Source organism: Faecalibacterium sp. An77 (assembly GCF_002161315.1).
Taxonomy (GTDB): Bacteria; Bacillota; Clostridia; order Oscillospirales; family Ruminococcaceae; genus Faecalibacterium.
Genome location: NZ_NFHK01000001.1, coordinates 1 through 12,085, shown reverse-complemented (window position 1 = coordinate 12,085; position 12,085 = coordinate 1). Strand labels below are relative to the sequence as shown.

General features: G+C 62.3%; 9 protein-coding genes and 1 tRNA gene. 8 read left to right on the top strand and 2 right to left on the bottom strand.

Annotated elements, in window-relative coordinates:
* Positions 1-56: 56 nt before the first annotated feature.
* From B5G28_RS00050 to pcp, 8 genes are all read left to right on the top strand, one after another.
* A complete protein-coding gene (locus B5G28_RS00050) occupies positions 57-1,574 on the top strand; it encodes a DUF5046 domain-containing protein (RefSeq protein ID WP_087245184.1) in 1,518 nt (505 codons plus the stop codon).
* Positions 1,575-1,591: 17 nt separating this feature from the next.
* On the top strand, positions 1,592-2,545 hold the full coding sequence (locus tag B5G28_RS00045; protein ID WP_087245182.1) for a substrate-binding domain-containing protein: 954 nt from the start codon (positions 1,592-1,594) through the stop codon (positions 2,543-2,545).
* A 226-nt stretch (positions 2,546-2,771) separates the two neighbouring features.
* The gene (locus B5G28_RS00040; protein WP_087245180.1) at positions 2,772-4,433 is read left to right on the top strand and encodes a formate--tetrahydrofolate ligase; all 1,662 of its coding nucleotides are present in this window, start codon (positions 2,772-2,774) and stop codon (positions 4,431-4,433) included.
* Between the two features lie 214 nt (positions 4,434-4,647).
* A complete protein-coding gene (locus B5G28_RS00035; protein ID WP_087245178.1) occupies positions 4,648-6,087 on the top strand; it encodes a family 1 glycosylhydrolase in 1,440 nt (479 codons plus the stop codon).
* Positions 6,088-6,666: 579 nt separating this feature from the next.
* Positions 6,667-7,365 (top strand): hemolysin III family protein, encoded by a 699-nt coding sequence (locus tag B5G28_RS00030; RefSeq protein WP_242962205.1) that lies wholly within the window; start codon positions 6,667-6,669, stop codon positions 7,363-7,365.
* Between the two features lie 270 nt (positions 7,366-7,635).
* Positions 7,636-8,349, top strand: a complete 714-nt coding sequence (locus tag B5G28_RS00025) for a type II CAAX endopeptidase family protein (RefSeq protein WP_087245176.1) — start codon at positions 7,636-7,638, stop codon at positions 8,347-8,349.
* 398 nt (positions 8,350-8,747) lie between these two features.
* Positions 8,748-9,863, top strand: coding sequence for a DUF979 domain-containing protein (locus B5G28_RS00020; RefSeq protein ID WP_242967414.1), 1,116 nt, complete (start codon positions 8,748-8,750; stop codon positions 9,861-9,863).
* Positions 9,864-9,936: 73 nt separating this feature from the next.
* Positions 9,937-10,581, top strand: a complete 645-nt coding sequence (gene pcp / locus B5G28_RS00015; RefSeq protein ID WP_087245174.1) for a pyroglutamyl-peptidase I — start codon at positions 9,937-9,939, stop codon at positions 10,579-10,581.
* A 318-nt stretch (positions 10,582-10,899) separates the two neighbouring features.
* On the opposite strand, the gene B5G28_RS00010 is transcribed toward pcp, so the two are convergent.
* Both B5G28_RS00010 and B5G28_RS00005 read right to left on the bottom strand, forming a co-directional pair.
* Positions 10,900-10,976: transfer RNA gene (locus B5G28_RS00010), tRNA-Met, on the bottom strand.
* A 149-nt stretch (positions 10,977-11,125) separates the two neighbouring features.
* Positions 11,126-12,085 (bottom strand): DUF4349 domain-containing protein (locus tag B5G28_RS00005; RefSeq protein ID WP_087245172.1); only part of this gene is annotated, 960 nt, incomplete at its 5' end.

The following is a 12,085-nucleotide window of genomic DNA, read 5'->3' as shown; positions in this document are numbered from 1 at the left end:
TACCAGGGCCAAATTTTGGCATCTGGAAAAGGCAATGATAAGATGAGGTAACAACCATGCGCAAAAAATACATCGTTCCCATGGCATGCCTGGCGCTGGCTGCCGCCCTGGCCGGCTGTGCTCCGCTGGCCCCCCTGAACGAATCCTCCCAGATGGTGGAGGAAGAACCCGCCGGCCCCCGGCCGGTGGTGACCATTGAGGACGACACCCTCCGGTTTTTATACAGTGCCAACAGCACCGGCGGCGGCACCCTGCTGCGGGGCGACCAGGTGCTGTACAAAGGCGCGCCCTCTGAGGACATCCGCCTTCTGAGCAGCCCCGACACCGGCCATCCGGTGGGCTGGCAGAAGGGCGGCAACGGCCCCGACGGCTGGTACACCGCCGTATATGACGACGAGGGCGAACTGCTCTGGTCGGAGGACGGCGAGTGGCGGGCAGCCCTGTCCGATGACCTGCTGGCCCTGGAGCCGGGCCCCCGCCGGGTGGACGCCGGGCCCAACGGTGAAACCGGCTGCCGTCTGGTGGACCTGAGCAACGGCGAAGAAATCCCCCTGCCCGCCAACACCACCAGCTGCATCCCCACCAGCGAGGACCAGGTGGTGCTGACCGTCACCTCCGACCCCCAGCGGGCCGACATGGAGAGCTCCTCGGTGCAGGTGATGACCCTGGACGGGGAGGAACTGCTTCGGGTGGACAACGCCTACGCCTTCCAGGCCTACGGCTTTGAGGGCGAGACCGGCTATGTGGGCATTCAGATTTACGACGCATCCGCCGAGGAATGGACCACCAGCTTCTACAACCCCGCCACCCAGGAGTACATCCCCCGGTTCTTCAGCTTCTGCGGGGAGGAGATGCTCTGCTACCAGCAAGCGGACGGCCAGTATGTGGTGCGCACCCTGGACGACCCCGCTCCCCTGGCCTTCTATGACGCCCCCTGCTCCTACTGGAGCCCGGACATGGCTCTGGTGTCGGACGGCGACGGCGGCAGCATCCTCTACCTGGCCGACGGTTCGGCCCTGCCCCTGCTCAGCTCTCTGTCCTACGATCTGGACGGGGAGAGCGCCGTTTTTCTGCTGGAGGACGGCAGCCTGCTGATCTGCGGCGAGGACGGCTCCCAGACCATTCTGGTTCCCGAGCTCCACGGCGCGGCACAGGCCTCCATCTACAGCTTTGAGGACGGCTACATCCTGCTGTCCCTGGAATCGGAGGACTATCAGTCGGTGGCCTATCAGATTTACGACGCATCCGGCCTGCTGTACGACACCTCCACCGACCCCGGCATGACCTATGACCGTCTGCTCTACCTGACCGACGGTCCCAGCGGCCCCCTCTATCAGGCCGCCTACACCGGCCTGGGCAACAGCACCCTTTACAACGTGGTGGACAGCCATGGGAACGTCCTTCTCAGCGGCCTGGCCGACGTGGTATCCCCCACCGTCTACGAACTGCCCGACGGGATTTTCCCGGCGCGGCGGGGCTTTGAGCGGGGCTTTATGGATTATACCGGGGCCTGGGTCTACTCCGAAAGCGTCTTTTCCTCCCTGTCGGACGACGACGGGCACTACTATTGGTAATTTAAGGAGGCATTTTTATGTTTCGTACCGCTTCTATCTCCCGACGCAGCTTTCTGACTGCCCTGGGTCTGGGCACGGCCGCCGCCCTGCTGGCCGGGTGCAGCAGTCCGGCCTCTTCCTCCGCCAGCTCGGAGGATTCCGCATCCAGCGCCGCACCGGCTGAACCCTTCCTGACCCCGGAGGAGTTCCCCGGGGTGGACGGCTCCACCGCCTGCATCCCCCTGATGGCCCAGATCATGGCCGACACCACCGGCGCCGACCTCACCGAGGCCCAGAGCGCCATCTCGGTCAGCACCACCGCCTACGCCTGGGAGAACATGGGAGTCTACGACTCCGATCTGGCCCAGCTCCTGATTGTCTACGAGGCCCCCGACTACGTCAAGGACGAAATCGCCCAGGCCGGCACCCAGCTGGAACAGAAGGCCATCGGCCGGGACGCCCTGGTCTTTATCGTCAACGAGGACAACCCGGTCCAGAGCCTCACCCAGGACCAGCTGCGGGAGATCTACGCCGGCCACATCACCAACTGGAAGGACGTGGGCGGCGACGACACCCCCATTGTGGCCTTCCAGCGGGGAGAGGACAGCGGCAGCCAGACCCTGTTCCAGAATCTGCTGATCCAGGACGGCGAGCTGATGGAGGCCCCCACCGAGCTGGCCCCCGCCTCCATGGGCGGCCTGGTGGACAGCATCGCCTCCTACAACAACAGCGCCAACGCCATTGGCTTCTCGGTCTACTACTACATCGACCAGATGTACAGCCAGCCGGGCCTGCGGCTGCTGGCCGTGGAGGACGTGACCCCCTCCAACGACACCATCGCCAGCCAGGAGTACCCCCTGTGCAACGATTTCTATGCGGTGATCCGGGCGTCGGCCGCCGCCGACAGCCCCGAGCGTCAGGTCTATGACTGGCTGTCCACCGAGGACGGCGTCCGCTGCATCGAAAAAGCGGGGTATGTGCCCGCCGTGTAACCCGGACGCGCACAGTCAGTCTTGACAAGCGCCGGGCCTCTGTGTTATTCTTACAAAGCAAGGAATCCCTGTTCGCTGACGGAAAGCGGGAAGCACTGCTTCCCCTGTGTGGAGTATCACCACATGCGGACCGGGAGTTCGTCAAAGCCGACCGTCTGGGCAGCCTTGCGCGGTATTTGCCGCGCAGCGCTGCCCTTTTTGTTTGTCAGCAAAGGAGAAAACTGCTATGAAGTCTGACATCGAGATCGCTCAGGAAGCCACCCTCCGCCCCATCACCGAGATTGCCGCCCAGCTGGGCCTCCAGCCTGAGGACGTCATCCCCTACGGCCACTACAAGGCCAAGATCAACCATCATCTGGCCGAGAACCCCGCCAAGCAGGGCAAGATGATTCTGGTCACCGCCATCAGCCCCACCCCCGCCGGCGAGGGCAAGACCACCACCAGCGTGGGCCTGGCCGATGCCCTGTGCGCCCTGGGCAAAAAGACCATGCTCTGCCTGCGTGAGCCCTCGTTGGGCCCCGTCTTTGGCGTGAAGGGCGGCGCAGCCGGCGGCGGCTACGCCCAGGTGGTCCCGATGGAGGACATCAACCTCCACTTCACCGGCGACATCCATGCCATCGGCACCGCCAACAACCTGCTGGCCGCCATGATCGACAACAGCATCCAGCAGGGCAATCCCCTCCACATCGATCCCCGCCGCATCACCTGGAAGCGCTGCATGGACATGAACGACCGTCAGCTCCGCTTCATCGTGGATGGCCTGGGCGGCAAGGTCAACGGCACCCCCCGTGAGGACGGCTTTGACATCACGGTGGCCAGCGAGGTGATGGCGGTGTTCTGCCTGGCCTCCAGCCTGGCCGACCTGAAAGAGCGCCTGTCCCGCATTGTCTGCGCCTACACCTACGACGGCCAGCCGGTGACCGCCGGCCAGATCGGCGCCGCCGGGGCCATGGCCGCCCTGCTGAAGGACGCCATCGATCCCAACCTGGTCCAGACTCTGGAGCACAACCCCGCCATCATCCACGGCGGTCCCTTCGCCAACATCGCCCACGGCTGCAACAGCGTCATGGCCACCCGTCTCAGCCTGGCCCTGGCCGACTATGTGGTCACCGAGGCCGGATTCGGCGCTGACCTGGGCGCCGAGAAGTTCCTGGACATCAAGTGCCGGGCCGCCGGCATCGCCCCCTCGGCCTGCGTCCTGGTGGCCACCGTCCGGGCCCTCAAGAGCCACGGCGGCGTGGCCAAGGCCGACCTGAACAAGCCCAATCCCGACGCTGTCCGGGCTGGTCTGGCCAACCTGGGCCGCCACATCGAGAACATGAAGGACAACTTCGGCCTGCCGGTGGTGGTGGCCGTCAACGCCTTCCCCACCGACACCGAGGAGGAGCAGGCCATCGTGTCCCAGTTCTGCGCCGACCAGGGTGTGCCCTGCGTCCTGAGCGAGGTGTTCGCCAAGGGCGGCGAGGGCGGCAAGGCCCTGGCCGAGGCCGTCCTGTCCATCATGGAGGACCGTCCCATCCAGTACACCTATCCCCTGGAGGCCTCTCTGCGGGAGAAGATCGAGGCTGTGGCCGGCAAGATCTACCGCGCCGACGGAGTGGACTACAGCCCCGCGGCTGCCAAGACCCTGGACGAGCTGACCGCCATGGGCTACGGCAATCTGCCGGTCTGCATCGCCAAGACCCAGTACAGCTTCAGCGACAACGCCGCCCTCAAGGCGGCTCCCACCGGCTTCCGGATGAGCGTCCGTGAGGTCCGTCTGGCCGCCGGCGCCGGCTTTGTGGTGGTCATCTGCGGCAGCATCATGACCATGCCCGGCCTGCCCAAGGTCCCCGCCGCCGTCAACATCGACGTCACCGACGACGGCCGCATCACCGGTCTGTTCTGATTTTTCCTCCTTTCGCACCATATGCCCCGGGGCCTTCCTGCAGCAGGGAAGGCCCCCTTTTTATGTGCGGCCGGCCGCGGGCCTTCTTGACAGGCTGGGGCGGGGTCTTGTATATTTATGTATAAGCATCCGGCACACAGCTGCTGAACAGAAAGAGGGGCGCGGCCGCCATGCTGCGCCCCGTTTTGTTATGTTTTTAGGAGGGTGATTCACCATGAGCGTTTTCCGCGATGATTTCCTTTGGGGCGGCGCCTGCGCCGCTAACCAGTTTGAGGGCGCATGGGATGTGGACGGCAAGGGCGAAAGCGTGCCCGACCACTGCACCAACGGCAGCCACACCCATCCCAAATGGGTGACCCAGACCATCCACCCCGACCGGCTCTATCCCAGCCATCAGGCCATCGACTTCTACCACCACTACGAGGAGGACATCGCCCTCTTTGCCGAGATGGGGTTCAAGGTGTTCCGCACCTCCATCAACTGGACCCGCATCTTCCCCACCGGCGAGGAAACCCAGCCCAACGAGGCCGGTCTGGCCTTCTATGACCGGGTGTTCGACTGCTGCAAGCGCCACGGCATCCAGCCTCTGGTGACCATCAGCCACTATGAGCTGCCCTATGCCCTGGCCCAGAAGTACAACGGCTGGGCCGACCGCCGTCTGGTGGACTTCTACATGAACTACTGCAAGGCCATCTTTGAGCGGTACAAGGACAAGGTCACCTACTGGCTCACCTTCAACGAGATCAACTGCGGCATGATGCCCATGGGCTCGGTGCTGGGCCTGGGCACCATCCAGGGCTTTGAGGGCCCCATGACCCAGGTGCCGGACAATCCCCAGGAACGGTTCCAGGCGCTGCACCACCAGTTCATTGCCAGCGCCCTGGCGGTGGACTACGCCCACCAGCACTACCCCCAGTTCAAGATGGGCAACATGGACTGCTTCATCACTACCTATCCCTACACCTGCGACCCCGCCGACATTCTGGCCAACCAGCAGGCCATGCGCCAGACCAACTGGTACTGTTCCGACGTCCAGGTGCGGGGCGAATATCCCAGCTACGCCAAGCGGATGTGGGCCGACCAGGGCGTCACCGTCCGGATGGAGCCGGGCGACGCCGAAATCCTGAAAAAGGGCACGGTGGACTTCTACACCTTCAGCTACTACATGTCCAACTGCGTCACCACCCACAAGGACGCCGACCACATCGACGGCAACATTGTAGGCGGATTCAAGAATCCGTACCTGAAGGCCAGCGACTGGGGCTGGCAGATCGATCCCCAGGGCCTGCGCTACTCCCTGAACGAGATCTACGACCGCTACCGCATCCCCCTGATGGTGGTGGAGAACGGTCTGGGGGCCTACGACACCCTGGAGGCCGACGGCACCGTCCACGACAGCTACCGCATCGACTACCTGCGCAGCCACATCCAGCAGATGGCCGAGGCCGTCAAGGACGGCGTGGACCTGATGGGCTACACCCCCTGGGGCTGCATCGACCTGGTGTCCGCCTCCACCGGCGAAATGGCCAAGCGCTACGGCTTCATCTACGTCAACAAGTACGACGACGGCACCGGCGATTACAGCCGTCTGCGCAAGGACAGCTTCTACTGGTACAAGAAAGTCATCGCCACCAACGGCGAGGATCTGGACTGACACCCTCTCTTGGCCACAGCGCCGGCCCGGCAGGGAGCCTGCGCGGGAGCCCGCCCAACGGCCTCTCCCCCCGCATTCCGGGCACCGCGGCCTTATAAGCGGGTGACGGCGCTCCCGGCAGCTGTCTTGTCCAGGCGCAGCGGCTGGCGCAGGCCGCCCGCCTGACCTCTTTGCTCTTTTTTCACGTCCCCGCAGAAGGGGCGCACAGGCAGCCAAACCAAAAACGCACCGGACGGTTTCGTCTGGTGCGTTTCTTTTTTGCCGGGCAGCTCTGAGGCAGAGGAGCCATTCTTTCTCGCCGTTTGACGGGATGGCGGGCCTGTTTTTTGCGCATCCTACAAAATGTACATCCGGCTTTTGTGGATTGTGCGAAGGGCGCTCCCGCCAATCCCTCAAAACTTTTAGGCTTGACAGGGGAAAGATTGTGATGTATAGTATCTGATATCAAGTTTTTCAAAACCTTGTGTAAAGCTAAAAGCAATCCCGACAGCCGGAGGCTGCCGCCCGGAGCGGCACCCTTTGGCCGGATACAGCATACAACAGATTGATGCCCAAGGGACAGGAAAGGATGATCCAACCATGAACATGTCTGCCGCTTCCCGTCAGCCCTACCCGATCCGGCGCCACACCCTGTATATCAAGGACCCTGCCAGCGCCATCTCCCATTTCATCGGGGCCATCGGCTTCGCCTGGGCCAGCATCCCCCTCATCATCAAGGCGGCCCAGTCGGGCCAGCCCCTGGCACTGCTGTCCATGACCATCTACGCATTCAGCCTGATTGCGCTGTACGCCGCCAGCACCGCCTACCACACCATCCCCGCCGCCCATCCCCGGGAAACTTTGCTGAAAAAGATCGACCACATCATGATCTTCGTCCTCATTGCGGGCAGCTACACCCCGGTGTGCCTGCTGGCGCTGCCCCGGCTGTCCGGCGGCATCCTGCTGGCGGTGATCTGGGGCTGCACCATCCTGGGGGCCTGCTCCATGCTGTTCTTCGTGTTCTGCCCCAAGTGGGTGTCCTCGGTGCTGTATATCGCCATGGGCTGGGCCTGCATCTTTGCGCTGCCCCAGCTGCTGTCCTGCCTGTCCCCCGCCTGTTTCGGCTGGCTGCTGGCCGGCGGGCTGTTCTACACGGTGGGCGGCGTCATCTACGCCCTCAAGCGCCCCGGCTTTGAACAGCGCCACCCCAATTTCGGGATGCACGAGATCTTCCATCTCTTTGTGATGGCCGGCAGCCTGTGCCACTATATCGTCATGTACGTTTTCCTCCTGGGCTGAGGGTTCGACTCAGCCAAAAGGCAGGCGTTCCCCCTCTGTTCCCGGGGACGCCTGCCTTTTTGGTTTGTGGGCCCATCTCCCGCTCCAATAAAACTGCTGCTTTTTGAGAATTCCGTGCTATAATGTGTATAATAGGTTTTGCTGTTTACCAGGGTGTGATTTTCATGCTGCCGGCAGCGGCCCGCGTTCCATTTTACGGGCCGGCTGTATTTCTGTTGATGGTATGGTCCCATTGGCCATTTTGGTTGCATGAAAGGAGGATGAATCCATATGAAACCGTACCAGGGAATTTTGGCTTTTATCAGTTATTTTCTAGTGCAATTCGTGGTGTATACTTATATCTCAGTACCGTATTACATGACCATTACCGGGGGCATTTTATTGATGGTGTATGCCTTCCTGCTGCACAGAAAACAGATGCTGCATCTGAGCAGCCGGGATTTGAAGGGTTCTCAGCTCCTCTTTTGTCTCGGAATTGGCCTTGGCCTGGCTCTGATTTCCAAAACAGGGATTCTTTTTGGCTTTTTGAGCGGCAAGATAACCTCTGAACAAACACTTCCCGATCCTTTCTTTTTGACGGTGTCCATAGTAACCACTGTGGTGCTGATACCCGTCCTGGAAGAACTCCTGGTCCGGGGAATCCTGTTTGGGTCCTTTTCCAGATCCTTCTCCTACAAAACAGCCATCGTATGCTCATCTGTTTTCTTTTTGCTGGGACACCGGATGCTTTCCTGGCCATCGGTGTTTGTCGTCGGGATTTTGCTGGCCTGGATCTATTGGCGGACCGACAACCTTGCGGTCACCATGGTGATTCATGGCACCATCAATCTTGGCTCCTTCTTGTCGATGCCGCTCTACGCCCTGCTGACCACAAACCGAACCCTCGGGATCATGGCAGCCCTGCTGATGGTTTTGCTGGGCATCGGGATCACCTGTCTGTCCACAAAAATGTTCCTTCAAAAACACGACGCTTTGCCGGCCTGACATCCGGACGCGGGCTTGCGTCCCGTCCCCGGCCGGATCACAGCCGGGGCCAGATCTGCTTTTCACCTGCGGGAACCATCTTACCCGGTTCACGCCCCACCGAAGATTGACTTAGAACCATGAAAACGGCGCCTGACTTTTTACGGAAGCCAGGCGCTGTTTTTCTCTTTCCCGTTCCGGCTGCGGGGACGCCGGCTTGCTCCATTCCCTCCCCGGCAGGGCCAGCGCCGACGGCAGCCATACGGCGGCTGGGAGCAGCGCCGCACCGGAACGCCGCCCGCCCCTTGACAGGGCCGGCGCGGCCCCGATATAATGAAAATAGTGCGTCTTGCGCAGAATAAGACGGAACGACACAGGAGAGGCAGGTCGCAGCAGAACGGCCGAATGGTAGATGTTGGATGGAACTGGAACATGGCGCAGCCGTGATCGTATCGGACTGGCTGCGGGGAAAACCCGAAGAAGTCTTTTATTTTATCACCGATGAATCCCACCTGCGGGAGGCCGAAGCCTTTGTCACCGCGGCCGAACAGCGCGGAATTGTGACCAAGGTGTCGGTGCTCTCCTCCGACGAGGTACAGCGGGGAGACTGTGTGGAGGAAATGCGGCGGATCATGTCCTACGCCGACGTGGTGATTGGGGCGACCAACTACTCTTTTATCACCACCAATGCGGTGGACTATGCCCTGCACCATGGCGCGCGCTTTCTCTCCCTGCCGCTGTCAACCAACGACGGCCGCTCCATGTTTGAATACGATTTCCTTTCCATGAACCCGGCCGCCGCCGCCCGGATGGCCATCCTCACCGCGCTGGGGAAAGTTCGTCCCAGCAAGAGTGACGTTCCCAGCCCCGAAACCACCCGCGCCCATGCGGACCGGATGGGCTACAAGGTCTTTATCCCCGCTCTGGCGCTGGCCCTCACTGCGGTGCTGGTCGCCACCTTCTGGACCAGCCTGGGCGCCAACAACGCCATCGGCGTCTCTGCCCTGGTTGCTCTGTTCATCGCCTTCACGCTCTTTAAGTGCAAGCCCTCCTACGCTGTATCCGACGGCACCCGCCTGATGGACAACGTGGGCCCTGTGGGCATCCTGCCGCAGGTTCTGGCTGCTCTGGGCTCCCTGTTCACCGCTGCGGGCGTGGGCGATGTCATCGCCTCCGGCGTGGAAAAGGTGATCCCCGACGGCAGCCGCCTGATCGCTGTGGCCGTCTACTGCGTCGCCATGGCCCTGTTCACCATCATCATGGGCAACGGCTTCGCAGCCTTCTCGGTGATTACCGTGGGCGTCGGCATCCCCTTCCTGATCATGCAGGGGGCCAACCCAGTGGTTGTGGGCGCCATGGGCCTGACGGCAGGCTATTGCGGCACCCTGCTCACCCCCATGGCCGCCAACTTCAACATCATGCCCGCGGCTCTGCTGGAGACCAAGGACAAGTATTCCATCATCAAGGCCCAGGCTCCTGTGGCTCTGACCATGCTGGCAATCCACATCGTGCTGATGTACCTGCTGGCTTTCTAAGCTCGATCTGTGCGGCCCCCATCCGGGACCGCACAGTATTTTTTCAAGACTGATTTTAAGGAGAAATACTGCTATGAAACTGCTGCTGACAGCATTCGATCCCTTTGGCGGCGACTCCATCAACCCCGCTCTGGAAGCGGTGAAGCTGGTTCACGACCAGGTGGGCGGCGTGGAAGTGGTGAAGCTGGAGGTTCCCACCGTATTCCGGAAATCCATCGACACGGTGGCTGCCGCCATCGAAAAGGAAAAGCCGGATGCCGTCCTCTGCATCGGACAGGCCGGCGGCCGCTATGATCTGACCCCTGAGCGGGTCGCCATCAACATTGACGACGCCCGCATCCAGGACAACGAGGGCAACCAGCCCATTGACCTGCCCATCTTTGAGGACGGCGCCCCCGCCTACTTCACCACCCTGCCCATCAAGGCCATGGTGCAGAACATCCGGAACGCAGGGATTCCCGCCAGCGTGTCCAACACCGCAGGCACCTTCGTCTGCAACCACCTGATGTACGGCGTGCTGTACACCCTGGCCAAGCACTATCCGGGTGTGCGGGGCGGTTTTATGCACGTCCCCTTTGTCCCCAGCCAGGTGGTCAACCGGCCTTCTCCGGCCCCCTGCCTGTCCATGCAGGACATCGCCCGGGGCATCGAGGCCGCCATTGAGGCCATCGAGACCCACCAGACCGATCTGAACACCGCAGAGGGCCGCACCCACTGAGGTGAAAACCAAAAGGCGCAGCGCATTTTCCAGGCCATGGGAAACGCGCTGCGTTTTTATGGGGGCAGATGCGGGGTGTTAAATCTCTATGTGGATTTTTCCGGCGTGGGTGTGTCCCTCAAAACGATGAGGAAGCGTCTTTTCCGCTCTCCGGCTGCGTTTGGCAGGCAGGGCCGGTCCTGTTTTCACAGGCCGTTCCCCGTCGCCTGTCAGCCGCCGGTTATGCCGCTCTGGCCGCCCTGTTGAATGTTAGTTGAACTTTTTCTCATACGCAAAGAAAAACACCCGTCAGCGTTTTGTACGCTAACGGGTGTTTGGTGGTTGCGGGGGCTGGATTTGAACCAACGACCTTCGGGTTATGAGCCCGACGAGCTACCGGACTGCTCCACCCCGCGCTATCTGGCCGGCCTTTCGGCTGACTCCTTTGTGCGCCTCGCGATGTCGTATCGCTCAGTGCTCCATTATAATAGCACAGGACGGGGTGGATGTCAATAGTTTTTTGAAAATTTTTCTTGGGCGGGGTTCAAAAGCCCGGGATGCGGGGTCAGCGGCGGCGGCGCCTGAACAGAACCACGACGGCGACAGCCGCTGCGGCCACCAGGACCACCACCGGCCACAGGCCGGCCAGAGTCACCGCGATGGCGGCCAGGCCGCGGACGAAGTTCTGCCAGCCCTCGGCGAAGGCGGCGCCCATCCGCTCAAAGAAGTTGGAACCGGTGGGGGTGTAGGTCTCCACTTCCCGCAGGCTGACGGTGACGGTGCAGCTGGCGATCTGGTCGTCGTACCAGTCCAGCTGGCTCTGCCAGCTCTCCAGCTGATACTGCACCTCCGACAGCTGGGCCTCGATGTCCAGCAGGTCGGACAGGCTCTCGGCGCTGGCCTGCAGTTCCCGCAGGCGGTCCCGCTGGCCTTCCAGGTTGGCGATGCGGCCCGCCACGTCGGTATACTGGGCGGTGACGTCGTCGGCCTGTTCGCTGCGGGTCACCACGCTGCCGGTCTGGCCGGCGGCCTCCAGGAAACTCTCATAGTTTTCCTCCGGCACGCGCAGGGTCATGGACAGGCTGCGGGTGTTGTCGCTGTTGTTGGACTCGCTGCTGTTCTCCATCCAGCCGCCGGCCTCGGCCAGGGCCTGTTCCAGGTCGGCACGGGCGGTGTCGTAGTCCTTGGTCTCCAGGCTGAGATAAGCGGTGTAGATGATCTTCTCCCCCGCCACGGCGGTGCTATCACCGGCCGAACCGGCGCTGCGCGACTCCATTCCGTTGTCTGCGGCGGTGTCCAGGCTATAGTTGGCGGCGGCAGGGGCGCTGGCCAGCGCGGTGCTGGATGCAGCCCCGCCGGCGGCGCGCTGCAGGCTCATGGTGGACAGGCCATCCGAGCCCATATTCAGGGTCTGGCTGCCCACAACGGCCACCGCGGCACAGGCGGCAATGCCTGCCGCCCACCGCTGCCAATGGGGGAACCGGACGGCGCGGCCTTTCCTGGGGGCCGCGGGGGCGGGTTCAGG